Origin of the sequence: Rhodosalinus halophilus (assembly GCF_003298775.1) — a bacterium.
In the GTDB taxonomy this organism is placed as follows: Bacteria; Pseudomonadota; Alphaproteobacteria; order Rhodobacterales; family Rhodobacteraceae; genus Rhodosalinus; species Rhodosalinus halophilus.
In genome coordinates, this window is sequence record NZ_QNTQ01000018.1 from 1 (window position 1) to 20,202 (window position 20,202).

Annotated in this window: 18 protein-coding genes; 12 read left to right on the forward strand and 6 right to left on the reverse strand. The window is 64.9% G+C overall.

Annotated features, from left to right (window positions below; all coding sequences use genetic code 11):
* The first annotated feature begins 10 nt into the window (after window positions 1–10).
* The 12 genes from DRV85_RS15970 to DRV85_RS16015 all read left to right on the forward strand — a co-directional run bounded on the left by DRV85_RS15970 (window position 11) and on the right by DRV85_RS16015 (window position 12,771).
* Window positions 11–112, forward strand: coding sequence for a WxcM-like domain-containing protein (locus DRV85_RS15970; RefSeq protein ID WP_233495562.1), 102 nt, complete (start codon window positions 11–13; stop codon window positions 110–112).
* A 24-nt stretch (window positions 113–136) separates the two neighbouring features.
* A complete protein-coding gene (locus DRV85_RS19065) occupies window positions 137–1,060 on the forward strand; it encodes a hypothetical protein (RefSeq protein WP_147238870.1) in 924 nt (307 codons plus the stop codon).
* The gene (locus tag DRV85_RS15975; protein WP_275401728.1) at window positions 1,012–2,142 is read left to right on the forward strand and encodes a DegT/DnrJ/EryC1/StrS family aminotransferase; all 1,131 of its coding nucleotides are present in this window, start codon (window positions 1,012–1,014) and stop codon (window positions 2,140–2,142) included. The genes DRV85_RS19065 and DRV85_RS15975 overlap by 49 nt, the downstream gene beginning before the upstream one ends.
* 50 nt (window positions 2,143–2,192) lie before the next feature.
* Entirely contained in the window at window positions 2,193–3,152 is a 960-nt protein-coding gene (locus DRV85_RS15980) for a glycosyltransferase family 2 protein (RefSeq protein ID WP_113290482.1), read from the forward strand.
* A gap of 41 nt (window positions 3,153–3,193) precedes the next feature.
* Window positions 3,194–4,366 carry a polysaccharide pyruvyl transferase family protein gene (locus DRV85_RS15985; protein ID WP_158540179.1) on the forward strand — a complete coding sequence of 391 codons (1,173 nt, stop codon included), beginning with the start codon at window positions 3,194–3,196 and terminating at the stop codon, window positions 4,364–4,366.
* 11 nt (window positions 4,367–4,377) lie between these two features.
* A complete protein-coding gene (locus DRV85_RS15990; protein WP_199526022.1) occupies window positions 4,378–5,460 on the forward strand; it encodes a glycosyltransferase in 1,083 nt (360 codons plus the stop codon).
* Complete coding sequence (locus tag DRV85_RS15995) at window positions 5,457–6,701, forward strand: glycosyltransferase (protein WP_113290485.1); 1,245 nt, start codon at window positions 5,457–5,459, stop codon at window positions 6,699–6,701. Before DRV85_RS15990 ends, DRV85_RS15995 begins: the two co-directional genes overlap by 4 nt.
* A gap of 6 nt (window positions 6,702–6,707) precedes the next feature.
* Window positions 6,708–7,784: a glycosyltransferase family 4 protein gene (locus tag DRV85_RS16000; protein WP_113290486.1), complete on the forward strand. Its 1,077-nt coding sequence runs from the start codon at window positions 6,708–6,710 to the stop codon at window positions 7,782–7,784.
* Between the two features lie 155 nt (window positions 7,785–7,939).
* Window positions 7,940–9,109 (forward strand): hypothetical protein, encoded by a 1,170-nt coding sequence (locus DRV85_RS19070; protein ID WP_147238871.1) that lies wholly within the window; start codon window positions 7,940–7,942, stop codon window positions 9,107–9,109.
* Window positions 9,110–9,330: 221 nt separating this feature from the next.
* Window positions 9,331–10,344, forward strand: coding sequence for an NAD-dependent epimerase/dehydratase family protein (locus DRV85_RS16005; RefSeq protein ID WP_113290487.1), 1,014 nt, complete (start codon window positions 9,331–9,333; stop codon window positions 10,342–10,344).
* Window positions 10,345–10,356: 12 nt separating this feature from the next.
* On the forward strand, window positions 10,357–11,646 hold the full coding sequence (tviB, locus tag DRV85_RS16010; protein WP_113290488.1) for a Vi polysaccharide biosynthesis UDP-N-acetylglucosamine C-6 dehydrogenase TviB: 1,290 nt from the start codon (window positions 10,357–10,359) through the stop codon (window positions 11,644–11,646).
* Window positions 11,647–11,655: 9 nt separating this feature from the next.
* A complete protein-coding gene (locus DRV85_RS16015; RefSeq protein WP_113290489.1) occupies window positions 11,656–12,771 on the forward strand; it encodes a glycosyltransferase family 4 protein in 1,116 nt (371 codons plus the stop codon).
* Between the two features lie 102 nt (window positions 12,772–12,873).
* Here the strand turns inward: DRV85_RS16015 and DRV85_RS16020 are convergent, their stop codons facing one another.
* The 6 genes from DRV85_RS16020 to DRV85_RS16045 all read right to left on the reverse strand — a co-directional run bounded on the left by DRV85_RS16020 (window position 12,874) and on the right by DRV85_RS16045 (window position 20,196).
* Window positions 12,874–13,341, reverse strand: coding sequence for a hypothetical protein (locus tag DRV85_RS16020; RefSeq protein WP_113290490.1), 468 nt, complete (start codon window positions 13,339–13,341; stop codon window positions 12,874–12,876).
* Between the two features lie 205 nt (window positions 13,342–13,546).
* Entirely contained in the window at window positions 13,547–14,803 is a 1,257-nt protein-coding gene (locus tag DRV85_RS16025) for a M20 family metallo-hydrolase (protein WP_113290491.1), read from the reverse strand.
* Window positions 14,800–15,762 carry an ABC transporter permease gene (locus tag DRV85_RS16030; protein WP_113290492.1) on the reverse strand — a complete coding sequence of 321 codons (963 nt, stop codon included), beginning with the start codon at window positions 15,760–15,762 and terminating at the stop codon, window positions 14,800–14,802. The genes DRV85_RS16025 and DRV85_RS16030 overlap by 4 nt, the downstream gene beginning before the upstream one ends.
* Window positions 15,749–17,287, reverse strand: coding sequence for a sugar ABC transporter ATP-binding protein (locus tag DRV85_RS16035; protein ID WP_147238872.1), 1,539 nt, complete (start codon window positions 17,285–17,287; stop codon window positions 15,749–15,751). Before DRV85_RS16035 ends, DRV85_RS16030 begins: the two co-directional genes overlap by 14 nt.
* Complete coding sequence (locus DRV85_RS16040) at window positions 17,284–18,387, reverse strand: sugar ABC transporter substrate-binding protein (RefSeq protein ID WP_113290494.1); 1,104 nt, start codon at window positions 18,385–18,387, stop codon at window positions 17,284–17,286. Before DRV85_RS16040 ends, DRV85_RS16035 begins: the two co-directional genes overlap by 4 nt.
* Window positions 18,388–18,435: 48 nt before the next feature.
* The gene (locus tag DRV85_RS16045) at window positions 18,436–20,196 is read right to left on the reverse strand and encodes a hydantoinase B/oxoprolinase family protein (protein WP_113290495.1); all 1,761 of its coding nucleotides are present in this window, start codon (window positions 20,194–20,196) and stop codon (window positions 18,436–18,438) included.
* Window positions 20,197–20,202 lie beyond the last annotated feature (6 nt).

The following is a 20,202-nucleotide window of genomic DNA, read 5'->3' on the forward strand; positions in this document are numbered from 1 at the left end:
CGCCGTCTGCATGGTCCTCGCCTCGCAACCCTACGACGAGGCGGATTACATCCGGGATTACGATGCGTTCCTCGCGCAGAGCGGCGGTCAGCCTGGCCGCGCAGGCAAGTAAAGCGCTTCGGCACACAGTTCCTGCATGTCAGGTCACATCTTCATCCACATAGGGCCTCCCAAAACGGCCACAACTTCCTTGCAGGTCGCAGCGGAAAAGCTCGCTGACACGCGCTATTTCTACGCAGGAACCTTTCAACCACGTGAGCGAAACTCTGGGAGCCTGGCACAACAACTGCATAACGCATGCTCATCTGCCGATAAGAGCCAAGGCCACCAAGTCGCAGAGAGGCTTCGCGCGGAATGCGACGCAGGAAAGACTGTCTTTCTGTCGGAAGAGATGTTTCTTGTGCATTCACGCAAAGTGTCCTGGCAAAGAAAGTTATCGGAGTTGCGCATATTTCTTGGCGACGCACCGATCACAATCATTGTCACGCTTAGGAAACCGACAGCCGCTCTGCCATCGCTATATCAGGAGCTGTTTCGAGGTTTGCCGCTGTCCCAAAAACTCAGCTTCGCCTCATTCTGCCGAAGCAAGTATGCCAACTGCTTTGACTACGACTTCCTTCAATCGGAAATACTATCCGCAGGTTTCTACAGAGCGCGAAAGATTGATTTCAACAAGATAGCCGCATCGGAAATGTCGACAACGGATCTTTTCGGACCGGCCACGAATATGACAGCTCAAACGCTCGATATAGGCTGGGAAAACAAGGGGAAGACGGGGAAAACCTCTAGTGAACGAGCATTGCCAAGCGTCACGCTGAAGGATCTGGCGAACGCGCGCGGCACAAGATGGCTCATCGAGCGCACCATGCATCGGGACAGCAAGTTACGAAAATCTCTTGGGAAGAGCGCGGCGCGACTTTCACTGCGACCCTCACGGCAAGGTGACTTGATCGTTCCGAAAGAACTTGGCGAAGCCTTGGATCGGGTTTATGCGAGACACCTCTCCGACGAGTGCCGAACGGTGAATACTGCGTCGTCTGTGAGTGCGGCCACGCCGTGATCCCCTTCCTCGACCTCCAAGCCGGCTACCGCGAGCTCCGGCCCGAGATCGACGCGGCCGTGGCCCGTGTCCTCGACAGCGGCTGGTATATCGGCGGCGAGGAGGTGGCGGGGTTCGAGGCCGACTGGGCGGCCTTCTGCGGCGCCGGGCACTGCGTCGGCACGGGCAACGGGCTCGACGCGCTGATCCTCGCGCTCCGGGCCTACGGCGTCGGGCCGGGCGACGGGGTCATCGTGCCGTCGAACACCTATATCGCCACCTGGCTTGCCGTCAGCGCCGTGGGCGCGACCCTTCAGCCCGTGGAGCCCGACCCCGCGACCCACAACATCGACCCCGCCCGAATCGCCGCGGCCGTCACGCCCGAGACGCGGGCGATCCTGCCCGTCCACCTCTATGGCCAGCCCGCCGATCTCGACCCGATCCTCGCGCTCGCGCGGGCGCACGGCCTGCGCGTGATCGAGGACGCGGCGCAGGCCCACGGCGCGCGCTACAAGGGGCGGCGCATCGGCGCGCATGGCGACGCGGTGTGCTGGAGCTTCTACCCCGGCAAGAACCTCGGCGCGATGGGCGACGCGGGCGCGGTCACCACCGACGACCCCGAGATCGCCGCACGGATCCGGCGGCTCGGCAACTACGGCTCCGACCGGAAATACGTGAACGTCGAGCGCGGCGTGAACTCCCGCCTCGATCCGCTGCAGGCCGCCATCCTGCGCGTGAAGCTCGCACATCTCGACGCCTGGACCGAGCGCCGCCGCGCCCTCGCCGCCGCCTATTCGGAGGCGCTGGCGGGCACCGGCCTGACCCTGCCGCAGGTGCCCGCGTGGGCGGAGCCGGTCTGGCACCTCTACGTCGTCCGCAGCCCCGAGCGCGACGCCCTGCAGGCGCGCCTGACCGAGGCGGGCGTGGGCACGCTGATCCACTACCCGATCCCGCCGCACATGCAGGAGGCCTACGCCGACCTCGGCCTCGCGCCCGAGGCCCTGCCCCTGGCGCGGCAACTCGCCGGCGAGGTGCTGAGCCTGCCGATGGGGCCGCATCTGGGGCCGGAGACGGCCGGCCACCTGCGCGCGGCCATCGCGTGAGCCCGGTGTCGCGCCCTTCCGCCGAGAGACCATCCCCGGAGACCGCCCGCATGACCGAGACCGCCGACCGCCCGCTCGTCACCTTCGCCCTCTTCGCCTACAACCAGGAGCAATACATCCGCGAGGCGATCGAGGGCGCCTTCGCCCAGACCTACGAACCGCTGGAGATCATCCTCTCCGACGACTGCTCGACCGACCGGACCTTCGAGATCATGCAGGAGATGGCGGCGGCGTATGAGGGACCGCATGAGGTGCGGGTGCGGCGGAATCGGCAAAATCTAGGACTAGCGGCACACTTGAACGCCGTTGTAGAAATAGCAGGGGGTGAGATCTTGGTTCTCGCCGCGGGCGATGACATTTCCTTACCCGACCGAACGGAGGCTTCGTTCGAATGCTTAAGACGGAACCCCGCCGTAACAGCTGTGCTGCTGTCCGCCAACGTGATCAATGAAGCGGGCAGGACCGTTGGCGAACGTCTTAGTGGAAAAAGCAAGGTAGGTGGGGGTCTGCAGACGCTTAGCGATCTATTAGCTTGGCGGCACACAACCTTCGGTGCGACAAGGGCCGTGCGACGAGACGTCCTCACTCGCTTCGGTCCTCTGAACGCAACATGTCCAACGGAAGATACACCACTCTTGTTGCGTTCGCTCTTGTGTGGCCCTAACGCTCTCTCGCACCACAAGGCCGTTCTATATCGAAGACACGAAAACAACCTCAGCGGATTAGCATCGCTGCGCAGGATGAACACCGATGAAATTTATAGCCAGCACCGCTCTGACATAAACCTTGCCGTGCAAATGGAACTCATCCCCCATAGGATGGCTACGAAACTGGAGAAATGGATCACACTAGATCATGAAATTAGGAGACTCCGGCTCAAAATCGCCTCAGAGGAAGTCAAAAACTTCAAAGATACAATGCTCGCAGTTCAACACCCCGCGACTAGTTTGCGCGAAAAAGCGAAGCTTCTTGCAACCTATTTCGCCTCCTTGAGCGACGCGCACAAATGAGGCCTCGCATTTCGATAATCTCCGAGTGCGAAAGCAACAACTTGGGCGATCAAGCAATCGCGCGCGCCCTCTCCGAAATTTTGGAACCTCACTATCGTGTTTCCATAACTTCTTTCGGCCAGATTGGTTCCAATCCGAGCATCGGGTCGAGCAACATCCCAGTCAGATCAGGTAAGCCGCTAGCCTTGCGGATATTCAGTGGGGTTCAGCCTTACGCTAAAGCGCAAATTAAGTGGCACATTCTTGGAGAAAAGCACAAGTACGGTGAGCACTTTGAATCCGCAATAAAAGACAGCGACCTCGTTTTGGTTGGAGGCGGGCAGTTAATAAAGAACAATATTGCGCTGTTCTGCGAAAAGCTCGCGCTTGTCTCAAGGGTTTCAGAAGAGCACTCCAAACCCTTCGCCATGGTTGGAGTTGGCGCGGACGTGAGAATGAAGAAAAAAAACTGGCTCATTGTTAGAAAGGCCATAAGAAATTCTAAATTCACGATTGTTCGGGACGAAATATCAAAGCGCAGGATATACGAAGCACTAAACGGCCACATTAACCCTGCGGTGCTCCCGGATCTTGCCTTTGCACTGAAGAACTCGGCTCGCAAGCGACGACGCCCTGACCGCAGTATATCGCTCGCGCTAAACATTATGAACCCAAAGACCATGCACAAGCCGCTCGGGCTATGCAGCAAGAGTTATATCGACAGATGCACTGAGATGGTTTGCGAGTTTCCTGATTCTTATCGCGAGGATTTGTCGTCCGTTTTGCTGTTCACATCGGGCTCTCCGGATGACCTAGCGGCAGCCCGCGAGCTACAAGAAGGGATTCGAAAAACGACTGCAAAAACTCTACCCATCTTTCATCCCCGCACCCTTGAAGAGCTGCTTGCTTTTCTTGCGAACACCAAGAATGTTGTTGCAGCACGGATGCATGCTGGCATCCTTGCTTACATTTCTGGATGCAACCCCCTATGCATCAATTGGGACGACAAGGTTGAAGGGGTTTGGTCGACCGTCGGGGAAAGTGCGCGGGTGATCGGCCTAGACGAAATCGCGACATCCAGAGGTGGAGCAAGTATCCTCGGCAAACTGCGCTGTCTGCGCTCCCCCTCGGACGAGGAGCTTGATAGCCTCGCAGACATGGTTTGCCAGGGTGTACTAAATTCAGTCGGGCAAGCCCTTTCGATGGATGGCGCGGATTTCACGTGCCAGATGTGAAACGAAAGATTTTGGTTCTTCTACCCGACCTCCGCGGCGGCGGCGCAGAACGCCTCAACCTCGTCCTCGCCGAGGAGTTCCTGCGCCAGGGCCATGCCGTGGAGTTCGTGCTGTTGCAGGCGCGGGGGGCGCTTCTGGCGGAGGCGGAGGGGCGGTTTCCCGTCCATGCGCTGGGCTGCACGCGGATGCGGCAGGCGCCCCTGCGTCTTGCGCGGTATCTGCGGGAGCGGCGGCCGGACGCGCTGCTCGCCGCCATGTGGCCGCTCACCGGCATCGCCGGCCTCGCCACGCGCCTCGCGGGCCGGCCCACCCGCCTCGTGGCGAGCGAGCATAACGACTTCCGGCACATGCCGTCGCTCAAGCCCGCCGAGCGCTGGGCCCTGAAGCGCTTCGGCCGCCGGCTCTACGGGCCGTGCCACGGCGTCGTCGCCGTCTCGGACGGCGTCGCCGAGAGCCTGAGGGAGGTCGCCGGCCTCCCGCCCGAGCGCGTGACGGTGATCCACAATCCGGTGCGCCCCCTGCCCCCCGACCCCATGACGGACGACGACCGCGCCCGCCTCGGCGGATGGCTGGAGGGCGAGGCGCGGCTGATCGCGATCGGCACGCTGAAGCGGCAGAAGGGCTTCGACGTGCTCCTGCGCGCGCTCGCCGATCTGCAGCAGCGGTGCGACGCGCGCCTTCTGATCCTGGGCGAGGGCCCGCTGCGCGGCGAGTTGGAAACCCTCGCGGCCGAACTCGGCGTCGCGGAGAGCGTCTGGCTCCCCGGCTTCCGACCCAACCCCGGCACCTTCCTTCGGGAGGCGGACGTCTTCGTCCTGTCCTCCAACTGGGAGGGCTTCGGCAACGTCATCGTCGAGGCCCTGGCCGCCGGCGTGCCGGTCGTCTCGACCGACTGCCCGTCGGGCCCGGCCGAGATCCTGGACGGCGGACGATACGGCCGTCTCGTGCCGGTCGGGGATCCATCCGCCCTGTCATCGGCGGTCGAGGATACGCTGACCGAGCCGCATCCCTCCGACCCTCTGGTGGCCAGAGCGGCCGATTTTCGGCCGGCGACGGCAGCCGACGCCTACCTCCGGCTCCTGGCCGATCCATGACCGCCACCCTCTACCTCACGCGCAACGGCCTGCTCGAGCCGCTCGGGCAGAGCCAGGTGATGAGCTACCTGCGCGGGCTCGCGGCCGAGCATGCGATCACCCTCGTCACCTTCGAGAAGCCCGAGGACATGGCGGACAGCGCCGCCATGGCGCGCGCCCGGGCCGACTGCGCGGCCCACGGGATCGACTGGCGGCCCCGCCGCTTCCGACGGCGGCCCCGGCTTCTCGCATCCGCGTGGAGTCTGGTCGCCATGGGAACGACCGCCCTGCGTCTCGCGCGATCGGGGCAACTGGGCCTGATCCATGCACGCTCCTATCTGCCCGCCGGCGTCGCATGGGCCGTGTGGCGCCTCACCGGAACGGCTTTCATCTTCGACATGCGCGCGCTGTGGCCCGAGGAGCTGATCACCGCGGGGCGGCTCAAGCGCGGCTCTCCGCTGCATCGGCTGCTCGAGCGGCTCGAACGGCTCTGCCTGCGCGACGCGACCGCCATCGTCTCGCTGACAGAGGCTGCCGTCGATCACCTGGAGCGGCGCTATCCGGAGGAACTCGCCGGCAAGAGGATCCGGGTGATCCCCACCTGCGCCGATCTCGACCGCTTCACGCCGCCCCCGGAGCCGCCGACGGAGCGGGTCTACGGCTGCGTGGGCACGGTTCTGAGCGGCTGGTTCAAGACCGACTGGCTGGCGGCGTTCTTTCGGGCCGTGGCCCGGCGCGAGCCGGACGCGCGCTTCGAGGTGGTCACCCGCGACGACCCCGAGACGGTGCGGGCGCGGCTCGATCCGGACGCGGCGCTGAACCTCTCGATCTTCGCGGCGCCGCCCGAGCGTGTGCACCTCGACGTCCGCCGTCAGACCGCGTCGGCGATGTTCTACGCAGGCGGCGAGATTTCGGAGCTGGGGCGAAGCCCGACGCGCATGGCGGAGATCCTGGGCTGCGGGATCCCCGTGATCGCCAACGACGGCGTCGGCGACGTGGCCCGCATCATCCGGCGCTACCGCGTCGGCGTCATCGCCCGTGACGGCTCGGACGCGGCCATGGACGCCGCGGCCGCGGAGCTCGAACAGCTCCGAAAGGAGCCGGACCTCGCCCGACGCTGCCGGCAGGCGGCCGAGGAGGTCTTCTCGCTGGACCGCGGGACGGAGGCTTACCGGCAGCTTTATGCCGAGATTCTCGGCGGGCAAGCTCCTCGGGGCGCCACAGCCCCCGAGTCCGCAGAGCAGCCACGTGCACACGGCTGACGTGGGATGAAACTGCTCATCCTCAGCCGCTACGACCGGCAGGGCGCGTCCAGTCGGCTGCGAACCCGGCAGTATATTCCCTACCTGGAGGCCGCCGGTTTCAGCGTCGATATTCACCCCCTTTTCGACGCGGCGTATCTTGACAGTCTCTACAACGGCCGGCGCGATCCGGTCTCCATTCTGCGCGCCTATTCGCGACGGGTCCGGCGGTTGCGCAGCGCAAATGCCTTCGACGTGATCTGGCTGGAAAAGGAACTCCTGCCCTGGCTTCCCTGGGGTGCGGAGCGCTTTTTCTCGCCCGATGGACCAGCGATCGTCAGCGACTACGACGATGCGCTCTTCCACCGCTACGATCGGCATCCGTCAGGCGCAATCCGTCGGATCCTGGGCGACAAGATCGCGAAGGTCATGCGCGGATCGGACCTCGTGCTCGCAGGAAATCGCTACCTGGCCGACTATGCGGCGCAGGCGGGATCGCCTTGGGTCGAAATCGTGCCGACCGTTGTCGACTGCAGCGTATATGGCCCCCGGAAGCCGCGCAGGACCTCGGGAGTCGCCATCGGGTGGATAGGAACGCCCGGAACCTGGAGCGATTGCGTGGCGCCTTTCCTGGAGCCCTTGAAAGGCATCGTCGATGGCGAGGCCGTATCCTTTCTCGCTGTCGGAGCGGGAAGCGCCGCGGGGACAGCCGAGGGCTTCGAGGTGCGGTCGTGGTCGGAGGCTCGCGAGGTCGCCGACATTCAGGACATGGACATCGGCATCATGCCCCTGCCCGACACGCCGTGGATGCGCGGCAAGTGTGGCTACAAGCTCATCCAGTACATGGCCTGCGGCCTGCCCGTCGTCGCCTCACCGGTCGGGGTGAACAGCGAGATCGTGGAGCATGGCGTGAACGGTTTCCTCGCCTCGTCGGAGGCCGAATGGGTGCAGGCGCTGGAGACCCTGATCGCCGAGCCGGAGTTGCGGCGCAGGATGGGCGCCGCCGGGCGCAGGAAGGTCGAGGACGCATACAGCCTGCAGGTCCATGGGCCACGGGTGGCGCGTCTGCTCGCCGAGGTGGCGCGAGGCGGCAAGGCCAGATGAACCGGCCTGAAGGCCCAACGTAAGCGTGACCTGGTACTTTGCCAATTTCGGTCTAATTCTCACCATCTATCTCGACCACCGCGGTATTCACGCACGACTTGCACGCAATTTGACGCCCCTTGCCGGTCGCCTCCACAAATTCGAGTGCTAGCGCATTGGCCTACTCTTCGATGCAACAACAAGAAAGGGTCAGAAACGGAATAGCTGCCGGCTTGGGCGCTCTCATCGCCTTGCCCTCTGTGACCTACCTGCTCCTTCTAATTCTCCTCTTCCCTCGCTTTATGCAAGCGAGACCACTCATGAAAGTCAACTCTTCCAACTTAAAGCTGATTTACTTCCTGATTTTGAGTTTAGCCGCATGCTCATTGGGAGTTCTTGCTGGAAACTCAGAGGCTGAAAAATACGCTCTAAGAATAGGTGTCTGTATTTTTGGCGCACTTCTTGTGTTTCTCACTGCACACCGACAGTCCATCTCGACACTGAAAATCTTCTTGAGATTCATGATTATTGCTGCGCTAATCAACTCAGTGGTCGTAATTATTACAGCGATTTCACCCGATATATACCTATCTCTGCGCATCTCGGATTTTTCTGGATTTGACAAGACACCACGACCATTTCGATCTCCCGGCCTCTTTCGCGGATACGATACATCCGGCGCATTCATGTGCATTGCTTTGGCGGCGACACCAGTCATCCTCCGCCCCACATCAAACAAAAACTATATCACAATCATTGCAATATCTCTACTGTCTTTAGCCTGCATGCTCTCGTCGAGAACCTCAATGCTGATTTTCTTGATGACGGCTTTGATCTGCGCCACATTCTACAGAGGAAATCACCTGCGCGCCTACCGTCTCTTTTTACTAATAACTGCAGTAATATTTGCGGCCATAAGTCTGTACATCATAAGTATTTCCCTTTTCAACCTAAGCATCTTTACCCCGCCCCAGATACTGCAAGAATTTGTCCCAAGAAACATATCGCTATATTACAATGTTGGCACGAATGATTATCTCAGACACCATCGCATATTGGATATAGATTTATTTCCGAGCGAAACCTCTTTTCTGCCGGACAACTTTTTCTCTCGCGCAGGCCTTTCACTGGGAGCAGTTGGCCTGATCGGAGCGCTTATACCAATCATCTACATGAGCGCATCAATGCTAATCGCATACAGGGGGAATCTAAGGTATTTTTGCTTGGCGCTTATATTTATTCTTTTTGCAATGAACTTCAAGAACAACTATTTCTTCTTTCTTCCCTTTTTTACAATATTCTGCTTTACCTTCGCAACCCGTCCATTCAAGCCATCAAGCGGATAAAATCATCACACCGGCTTGTTGCGCAAAGGCACAGTACGGGCTTCATCCCGTAAATGCAGGGCAGTAGCTTCATCCCGTAAATACAGGGCAGTACCTGTATGTAGGCGACGGTTGGCCGCCAGAGTGCGGGGTTTTTTGTCGCTGACCCAGCACGTGCCCGCGTCAGAAGCCAGACGGAACGGGCCGTTCGACCGGCCGAGAATACCAGGAGACAGCTCAGCATGACCCGCGTCTTCGTCACTGGCACGGCCGGCTTCATCGGCTTCCATCTCGCCAAGCTCCTGCTCGCCGAGGGTTTCCGCGTGCATGGCTTCGACGGGATGACGGACTACTACGACGTCCGGCTGAAGCGGCGGCGGCATCAGATGCTGATGCAGAGCGACGGCTTCGCCGCGACCGAGGCGATGCTGGAGGACCGCGAGGCCTTCGACGCCGCCGTCGACGGCTTCGCGCCTGATGTCATCATCCATCTCGCAGCCCAGGCGGGCGTGCGCTACAGCCTCGAGAACCCGCACGCCTACATCAGCGCGAACGTCGTCGGCACCATGAACGTGCTCGAGGCGGCGCGGCGGCACCGGGTGCGCCACCTCCTCATGGCCTCGACGAGTTCGGTCTATGGCGCGAACGAGGAGATGCCCTTCACCGAGACGCAGAAGGCGGACACCCAGCTCACCATCTACGCCGCGACGAAGAAGGCCAACGAGAGCATGGGCCATTCCTACGCCCATCTCCACGATCTGCCGACGACGATGTTCCGCTTCTTCACGGTCTACGGGCCCTGGGGCCGGCCCGATCTCGCGCTCTTCAAGTTCGTGGACGCGATGCTCGAGGGGCGGCCGATCGACATCTACAACCACGGCGAAATGTACCGGGATTTCACCTATGTAGACGACCTGGTGCGCGGGATCCGGCTGCTGATCGACGCCGTGCCGGAGCGGCCCGCGTCGCCGGAGGATATCGCCCCCGGCGACAGCCTCTCGCCCGTGGCGCCCTTTCGCATCGTGAACATTGGCAACAGCCAGAAGGTGCGGCTTCTGGACTTCATCGACGCGATCGAAGCCGAGCTCGGGATCCCGGCCAAACGGAACTACATGGAGATGCAGCCCGGCGACGTGCCGGCGACCTGGGCGGATGCGACGCTCCTGCAGAGCCTGACCGGCTACCGCCCGCAGACAGACATCCGCGAAGGGATCGGGCGGTTCGTCGCCTGGTTCAGGGACTATTACGGCAAATAGCGCGCGATCATCATGGGACAGGCAATGCAGGATCTTGGCGACCGCACGATCGCTGTGGTGGGGCTGGGCTACGTCGGCCTCCCCCTCGCCGTGGAGTTCGGCAAGCGGCGGCGGGTGATCGGCTTCGACGTGAAGCCCGAGCGGATCGCGGAGCTTCGCGCGGGCCGTGACAGCACGCGGGAGGTGAGCCCAAAGGAGTTGGCTGCCGCCGCCCAACTCGAGGTGACGGACGACCCGTCGCGGCTCGCCGACGCGGGCATCTTCATCGTCACGGTCCCCACCCCGATCGACGCTTACAAGCAGCCCGACCTGACGCCGCTGCTGAAAGCGTCCGAGACGGTCGGCCGGGCGCTCAAGCGTGGCGATGTCGTAATCTACGAATCCACCGTGTACCCCGGCGCGACGGAGGAGGACTGCGTCCCCGTGCTGGAGCGTGTCTCTGGCCTCACCTTCAACGAGGATTTCTTCGTCGGCTACAGCCCGGAACGGATCAATCCGGGGGACAAGAAACACCGCCTGCCCGACATCCGCAAGGTGACCGCCGGCTCGACGCCCGAGGTCGCGAAAGAGATCGACGCGCTCTATGCCGAGGTCGTCACGGCGGGCACGCACATGGCGCCCTCGATCCGCGTGGCCGAGGCGGCGAAGGTGATCGAGAACACCCAGCGCGACCTCAACATCGCGCTGGTCAACGAACTCGCCGTGATCTTCAACCGCATGGGGATCGACACGCAGGCGGTGCTCGAGGCGGCGGGCACCAAGTGGAACTTCCTGCCCTTCCGCCCCGGCCTCGTCGGCGGGCACTGCATCGGGGTCGATCCCTACTACCTCACGCACAAGGCCGAGGCGATCGGCTATCACCCAGAGATCATCCTCGCCGGCCGCCGGCTCAACGACGGCATGGGCGCCTATGTCGCGAGCCAGATGGTCAAGGCGATGATGCAGCGCAAGCTCCTCGCCAACGGCGCGCGGATCCTCGTGATGGGGCTGACCTTCAAGGAGAACTGCCCCGATCTGCGCAACACGCGGGTCATCGACGTGGTCCGCGAACTCGCGGATTACGGGGCGCAGGTCGATGTCTTCGACCCCTGGATCGACCCGAGGGAGGCGGAATCCGAGTATGGGGTGACGCCGGTCGCGCAGCCTGAGAAAGGGGCCTACGACGGCATCGTGCTCGCCGTGGCGCATGACGACTTCCGCGAGATGGGCCCCTCGGGCATCCGGGCGCTGGGACGCGATCCGCATGTCCTCTACGACCTGAAGCACGTGCTGCCGCGCGAGGCGGTCGATCTGCGGCTCTGAGCGCGCGCGGTGCACATCCTCTTCACGGTCAACGCGGCCTGGAACATCGTCAACTTCCGGCGGCCGCTGGTCGAGGCGCTTCGCTCCGACGGGCACCGGATCACGGTGCTCGCGCCGCCGGACGACTCGGTGCGCGAGCTCGAGGCGCTCGGCTGCACCTTCGAGCCGCTGGAGATGGACGTGCAAGGCCTCTCGCCGCGGCGGGATCTGGGGCTCGTCCTGCGCCTCCGGCGGCATTTCCGCCGGCTCGCCCCCGACGCGGTCCTGAGCTTCACGATCAAGAACAACATCTATGGCGCGCTCGCCGCGCGGGGCACGGGGGTGCGCTTCATCCCGAATGTCACGGGCCTCGGCACCGCCTTTCTCTCGACAGGCCTGCTGCAGCGCACCGCCGAGGCGCTCTACCGCACCGCCTTTCGGCCGCTTGATCTCGTCTTCTTCCAGAACGCCGACGACCGGGATCTCTTCCTCGCCCGCGGGCTGGTGCGCGCCGAGCAGGCGCATCTGCTGCCGGGCTCCGGCATCGACCTGGAGCGGTTCGCGCCGGCGCCGCTGCCCGCTGGCCCCGAGGTCCGCTTCCTGATGATCGCCCGCCTCCTGCGCGACAAGGGCGTGCTGGAATATGTCGAGGCCGCCCGGGCGCTCGGGGCCGAGGGCGCGCCCGCGCGCTTCCAGCTCCTGGGGCCCCTCGGCGCGCAGAACCGCACGGCGATCTCGCAGGAGATGGTCGAGGCCTGGCAGCGCGAGGGCTGCATCGACTACCTCGGCGAGAGCTCGGACGTCCGCCATGAGATCGCGGCGGCGGACTGCGTCGTCCTACCCTCCTATCGCGAGGGCGCGCCCCGCACCCTGATCGAGGCCGCCGCCATGGCCCGCCCCCTCGTCGCCACGGACGTCCCCGGCTGCCGTGCCGTGGTCGATCCGGGGCACAACGGGCTTCTCTGCGAGGTGCGAGACGCCGCGAGCCTCGCGCAGGCGTGCCGCGACCTGATCGCCGCCGGACCCGACCGCCGCGCGGAGATGGGGCGGAACGGCCGCGAGAAGATGGCCCGCGAGTTCGACCAGCGCCTGGTCATCGAGGCCTACCGCCGCGCGCTCGCGACCCCCGCTGAGCGCGCAGGCTGATTCCATCCTCTCTCCTGTCGGCGACCTGGACCGCAGGCCGGCGACGGTCGCGACGCGGTCCTGCGACGCGCGCGCGACCGTCGGTGCCTGACCGGGCGTGGTCTATCGCGCGGCGCAGCGCTCTGCCCGGCCCAGCGCCTCTTCCATCCCGTTCGTGGGGAACCGGGCAATCGGCCGGCCGGCAGCGTCCCTGACGGTCAGGGTCGTGGCCGGATGACTCGCCATGGCGGCGAAGAGTGCGGCGACCTGCGGCGCCGTGCTCCGATCGTTGACGCGCTCGGCGAAGGCCTCTGCATAGTGGGCGTCGGACAGGATCAACCGCAGGGCGGCGTCGCCCTCGCCGACCTCGAGCGTGAGCCGTCCGCGCCTGCGCGGGAAGTCCCAGCGCGGCGAGCCCACCTGGACGATATTGCCGTCGCCATACCCGAAGATGATGCGCAGCAGTGCGCTTTCTTCGCGCCCGACCTGGGCGGCGCAGAAGGGTTGATCTGCCACCATGACCCCGCTGGGGCCATCGAGCGCCAGAACGACCGGCATGGTGTAGGCCGCCCAGCTGCCGAAGCCGGCCACGCGACGCGTCTCCGTCAGCGCCGCCGCGCTCTCGACCGCGAGCAGCAGCGCTAGTGCAATCGCTGCGATGCGTTTCTTGCGAGCCGTCCCGCTCGGGCCTCCCTTGGCCGCAGAGTGCCGTGCCCTGCCCCCTCAGGCAATGGCCCTCGGCCCGGAGGGTACGCGACAGCAACGGTAGAACGGGGCCTCCTCTGAGGCGGCCGTGTCAGCCCGCACCGGAACGGGCAAGCATGGCATGCAGGAGAACCTCGCAGCCGGCCGCCAGATCTTCCTTCTCGGCGTACTCGGCGACGTTGTGGCTGATCCCGTTCCGGCAGGGCACGAAGATCATTGCCGTCGGCGCGACTGGGGCGATGTTCGATGCGTCGTGCAAAGCGCCGCTGGGCAACCGTCTGTGGCGCAGACCAAGCGCGCGCGCCGCATCTTCGACGGCGGCGACGCAGGAGGGATCGAAGGCACGCGGCGGGACCGCGAGCCGCTGAGACACCTCTGCATCGCATCCATGGGCTTCCGCGGCCGTTTGGCAGGCCGCCGCGCAGCGCTCGACGAGCCCGGCAAGGGTGGTCTCGTCGGGATGCCGGATATCGACGACGAGGTCGGTGCGTCCCGCCACGGTGCTCGGCCCGTCGGTGGCCGGGCAGAAACGGCCGACGCTGACCCGGGCGTCCGGACCCGACGCGCGGCCCACGCGGTTGAGCTCGACCACGATCGCAGCTGCGGCAAGCAGCGCATCGCGCCGCGCCTCGAGCGGGGTCGTCCCCGCATGCGCGTCCATGCCCGTGACGCGGACATCCAGCCAACGCAGGCCCTGGACCGAGGTCACGACGCCGACCTGATCGCCTTCCGTTTCCAGAACCGGGCCCTGCTCGATGTGGAGCTCGAAGAAGCTGTCGAGCGCCATCTCGTCCGGCCGCACGTCGCCGCGCCAGCCGATCCGGTCGGCGGCATCGGCGAACCGCTCTCCGCCGGGGCCTTCGATGGCGTCCAGATCCTCGTCGTCGATCAGCCCGGCAAACCAAGCAGAGCCCAGCAGACCGGGCGCGAAGCTGACGCCTTCCTCGTTGGTCCAGTTCACGACGGCGAGGGGCGCGTCCGTCTCGACGCCTGCGTCGTTAAGCGTTTCCACCGCCTCCAGCGCCGCCAGAACCCCCGAGATCCCGTCGAACCGCCCGCCATGCGGCTGCGTGTCGAGGTGGCTTCCGGCGGCGACCGGCTTGCGCGACGGATCCCGCCCGGGGCGGATCGCGAACATGTTGCCCGCGCGGTCCGAGCGGAGGCTCAACCCGGCGTCGCGGCACCAGGACGCGAAGAGCGCGCGGGCCTTGGCGTCCTCCTCGGAGAGCGCGAGGCGGCAGTTACCCGTCTCGCCGACCTGGCCGATCCGCGCGAGTTCCATGTGCCTGGCCCAGAGCCGGTCGGCATCGATGCGGAGCCTGTCGTCAGCGACCGTTCCGCAGCTCATAGTGCACGCTCCTTCCGGCCCGACACGAGCTGCGACACCATGACTGCGAGCACCAGCGCACCGCCGTAGAAGAGATCCTGGACGAAGGTGCGAAATCCCAGCACCGACAGGCCGTTGATACCGGTGACGAGGAAATAGACGGCAATCACCGAGCCCCAGGGATTGAACCGGCCGGGCCTGATGCAGGTCGCCCCAAGGAAAGCTGCCGCAAACGCGGGGAGCAGGAGGTAGGTGCCGGAGCTCGGGTTGGCCGACCCGGTGGTGCCGGTATAAAGGATGCCCGCGAGCGCCCCCAGCACGCCGGACATGACGAAAGCGGTCAACCGGACGCGCCCGACGCTGACTCCGCTGAGCCGGCCGACCTCGCGCCCGCGTCCGGTAAAGAGCAGCTGCTGGCCGAAAGCTGTATAACCCATCATGTACCAGATGACCGCGGCCAGCCCGATGGCGTAGTAGAACGCGACCGGAATCCCGAAGTAACGCTGGATGATGACCCATTCCATCAGCGCGGGCGAGACGCCGGAGATGGTCTGCGAGTTGCCGATAAATAGCGTGATGCCGTGCAGGAAGGTACCGACCCCCAGCGTCACGATCAGCGAATGGACCCGGAAGTAGATCGTGATCGCACCGTTGACGACGCCGACGAGCGCACCGATGCCAAGGCCGATCGGCAGCACCAGCCAGAGCGGCACGTCGAGCCGGGCGTCGAGTAGCGCGGTCGCCATCGACACGAGCGTCAGCGTCTGCGCGATCGAGAGGTCGAAATCACCCGCCGTCAGCGGAATGATGATGCCCAGCGTGACGATCACCAGCACCGCCTCGGAGCCGAAGATGGTGGAGAAGTTCGACCACGTCAGAAAGGTGTCAGGCCGCAGGACGCCGAAGAGCGCGATGAAGGCCAGCCAGACGACCACGAGGCCGAAACGCTCGAGCTGATAGGTGAGGCTACTCTGCCGCATGGGTCTCCACCGCCTTGTAGCAGGCCTGTGCAATTGCCGATTTCGTCACATCCTGTCCCTTGAGTTCGCTTTGGATACGCCCGCGATCGAAGATCAGCACGCGGTGCGCGATGATCTCGAGCTGTTCGAATTCGGAAGTGGCGCAGATCACCGCCCCGCCGTCGGCACAGACCTCGAGAAGGCGGTCGTAGATTTCCTGCCGCGCGCCCACGTCGATGCCCTGCGTGGGCTCGTCGAGCAGCACCAGCTGCGGGCGAAGCTGAAGCCACTTGCCGAGCACGAGTTTCTGCTGGTTGCCGCCGGAGAGTTCCGAGGCCGCCTGCTCGCTTGAACTGGCCTTGACCGAATAGCGGCGGATCAGCTCGCCCGTGTCCTTGCGCAGCCGTCGCTTATTGAGGGCGAGGCGCCCCCCGATGAGCGGCAGCATCGCGTTTTCGGTCAGGCTCAGGTCCGGCGCGATTCCGGCACGCTGCCGGTCCGCCGGGATGAAAACGATGCGCGCCGCCATCGCATCGGCGGGATCCAGCGTCGGTACGTCCAGCGACCGACCGCCCAGCTTCAGCTGCCCGGCCGTCGCGCGCTGCGCTCCAGCGAGAAGCGCCGGCACCTCGTCATAGCCCGATCCGATCAGGCCCGTCAGACCAAGGATCTCTCCCGGCTGCACCGACAGGGAGATACCCTCGACGATCTCCCCGCTCAGGTCACGGACCTCGACGGCAGGTGCGGCTGCGGGCAGTGGGCTCACGCGGCGGTCCACGCTGACAGCGCGCCCGACGATCGCCTCGACGAGCGCGGAGCGCTCCGTCACGGCCGTGTCGAAGGTGCCGATCACGTGGCCATCTCGCAGAACGGTGCAGCGGTCTGTCACCTCCATGACTTCGTCGATGTCGTGGCTGACAAAGATGATGGCCACGCCGTTCGCGGTCAGGCGGCGCATCATGGCGAAGAGGTCGCGCACGTCCTCCTGCGGCAGGAAGGGCGTGGGCTCGTCGAGCACCAGGACGCCGGGCGCACCATGCTCCCGGTGCTCGCGCACACGGTCGGCCGCACGCACGATGGCGAGCTGCGCGCGCTTCACGGGCGACAGGTCGGCCACGATGTCGTCCGGCGCGAGATCCAGATGATGCTCGGCGAAGAGCTTGCGCGCCCGCTCCGCCTCGGCGCGCCAGTCGATCCACCACGGTCTCAGGCGCTCGTGATCGCCGGCGATGAGGTTCTCCAGCACCGTGGCGTCATGGAGAAGGCCCAGGTTCTGATGCACGAAGGCCAGCCCGTGCGTTTCGCTCCGGCCGAGGGGGATCGGCAGTGCGATGTCGCGCCCGTCGATCCGCAGCTCGCCTTCGTCCGGCGCGTGAAACCCGGAAAGGACCTTGATCAGGGTGGACTTGCCCGAGCCGTTCGATCCCAGAAGCCCGTGAACCTCGCCGGGCATGAGGGTGAGGTCCGCGCGATCCAGCGCGCGGGCCCCTCCGAACGTCTTGGTCAGCCCCCGGATCTCGAGCCTGGGGACGGAACCTTGTGTCACTCGTCCAGCATCCAGAGCGCGCGGTAGCCTGCCACATAGGCGTCGCCGTAGCCCTCCGAGGCTTCGGCCGGATTGCCGACCTCGTCGATATTCTCGGCCGAGAAGACGCGCAGCGGCACCTTGCTGTCCACGATCGGCTCGAGATCGCACAGCAGCCGCATCTCGGCGTCGAGCATCGCATGCGCGATCCAGTCGAGGTTCTCGCCGATGTCCATCTCGACGGTACCCTCGCGGATCAGGTCGAGCACGAAGGGCGTGCCGTTGAAGGTCGCCACCTTTACGCTGTCCCGCTTGCCCGAGATCGCGATCGCCGGCGTCACGAAGGTCGACATGCTGTCATAGATCGGGATCACGTAGTTGATGTCAGGGTTCGCCTGCAGCTTGCCCTGCACGGTCGGCTGGATGCGGGTCGCCCAGTCCACGATCGGCACGTTGACGATCTCGTAGGTGCAGTCCGGGCACTTCTCGAAGGCCTCCGTCAGACCGTCCACGAGGCTGTCAGTCGAAAGCGCCTCTTCCGAGACGATGATGAGCGCGTTGGTCTGCGCCTCTGTCTGCACGATGGTCCAGTCGGCCATCAGCTTGCCGGCCTGCTTGTAGTCGATGGCCGTATTCGCATCGACGCCGGCCGGCGCCGGGATCTCGAGTCCGGTCAGGTGCGAGGTGACGACCTTGAGCCCCTTTTCCTGCGCGGCCTTCACCTGCGGCTCGAAGAAGCGCGGATCGGCGCCGGCCAGCAACGAGATGAGGTCGAAGTCGTTGTTGCCGGCATGCTCCATGCCCTGGATCCACTGCGTGGGGTTGCCCTGGTTCTCCCATTGCGCGTGCTCGAAGCCGAGCTGCTCCGCCAGCTCGCCCTTGTGATCGGCGATCGTCTTGACGAAGGGAATCGCGCTGGAGGCCGGGATCGTCATGATCGACTTGCCCTCCATGCAGGCGCGCGCATCGAAGGGCTCGCCTGGGGCCGTGAATTCCGGAATGTCGGAATAGGCCTCGATGTTGGCGCGCGCCGCCGCGACCGGATCGTCCTGGGCGAGGGCGGGCGCGGCGAGCGTCATCGCCGCGGCCGATATCACCCCGAGTTTTGCGAGTTGGGTCATGATCGTGTCTCCCGTGTTGTCGATGTCGTGTTTGTCGTTGGGTCGTCTCTAGCCCTGCGCGCGCAGCGCCTCGGTGGCGGCGGCATCCACCGTGCCGCCGTCAGCGATCACCACGCGGTAGGATTTTCTGGCACTTTCGGGGGTCAGGAGCCCGTCCCGCACATCCTCGAGCACATCCTCGGGCGCACGCTCGAAGGGATCGCCGTAACCGCCGCCGCAGGGTCCGTAGGCGACGATGCGGTCGCCCTTCGCCAGCGGGCGGTAGGGGATCTTCGACGGCAGCGCCTCGACGCCGCCGTCGGCGCGCAGGAGATCCACATGCGCGGGCGAGCCGTCGGAGCCGCCCATGAACCCCCAAGGGTCGAAGCGCTGGCCATCTCCCTCGACCGAGACGGCACCGTCTTCCAGCAGTTCGAAGGACCGGATCGAGCCGATACCGCCGCGCCATTGGCCCGGGCCGGCCACGTCCTCGCGCAACTCGTATTGCAGCACGCGCAGCGGCAGGTGGCTCTCGATATCCTCGACCGGGTTGTTCCGGGTATTGGCATAGAGCGTATCCACCGCATCCATGCCGTCCTTGCCATAGCGGCCGCCGTAGGCGCCTTCCATGATCTCCATGTGCACCCACGGGCCCGCTGCGGTCTGGCCGGAAAAGGCCATGACCCGCAGGTTGCCGATGCCCGCGCTGACCTGCCGCGGCACGGTGGGAGCAATGGCCTTCATCACCGTATCCGCCACCGCGTTGCCCGGACAGAAGCGCGCGATGACCGGCGCCGGGAAGATCGGATTGGCGAGGCATCCTTCGGGCGCGTGGATGGTGATGGGGCGCGTCAGACCGCTGTTCTGCGGAATGTGGCCATAGACGTCACTGTCGAGCAGGATCGACCGCAGCGTGAGCCAAACGGCGCAATCCACGGTACCGACGAGCGGCATGTTGATCGGTTTGTTCGGGATCTGCGGCGCCGTGCCCGTCAGATCCACCAGGATGTCGCTGCCGCTGATCTTGAGCGTGACCTCGATGGGCAGTTCCTTCAGCGCGGGGTCGTCGCTGTCGAGATAGCCGTCGATATAGGTCCGCGCGTTGTAGCTGCCGTCGGGGATGGCCGAGATCGCCTCGCGCATGAGCGTCTCGGAGTGATCGAGCAGATCCTCGTAGGCGCCGGTCACCGTCTCCAGACCGTACTGGTCGAGCAATGCCATGTAGCGGTCGGCCCCGATCCGCGCCGCGGCAACCTGCGCCTCCATGTCGCCCACGACGAGATCCGCGATGCGGATGTTCGAGCGCAGGATCTGCCACACCGGCTCGACCTTCCGGCCCTCGTCGTAGACGCGCACCGCCTTGAACTGCAGCCCTTCCGCATATGCATCGACCGCGTCGACGATCCCGCAGCTGCCCGGCGTCAGCGCCCCGATGTCGAGGTGATGCGCCGTCGTCACCGAGAAACCCACCAGCGCGCCATCGTGGAAGATCGGCACCGCGAAGCCCACGTCCGGGCCGTGCGAACCCCCGGCGTAGGGGTCGTTGTGCATGAAGACGTCGCCGGGGCGGATCGTGTCGCCGCGGCCCTCGAGCTCGCGCAGGATGCCCTCGACGTAGCCGGGGATCGGGCCGGACTGCAGCGGCGTCGACATAGTGCACTCGCACAGCTGACGCCCGGTCGCGTCGGTGAGCGCGGCGCCGAAATCCTCGCTTTCGCGGATGATGCTGGAATAGCTCATCCGCATGAGCTTGTGGCCCATCTCGATGGCGATGTTCTCGAGCGCACCGTGAATCACGGCCGCGAGGAACGGATCGACGCGGGTCTGCATGGGCTC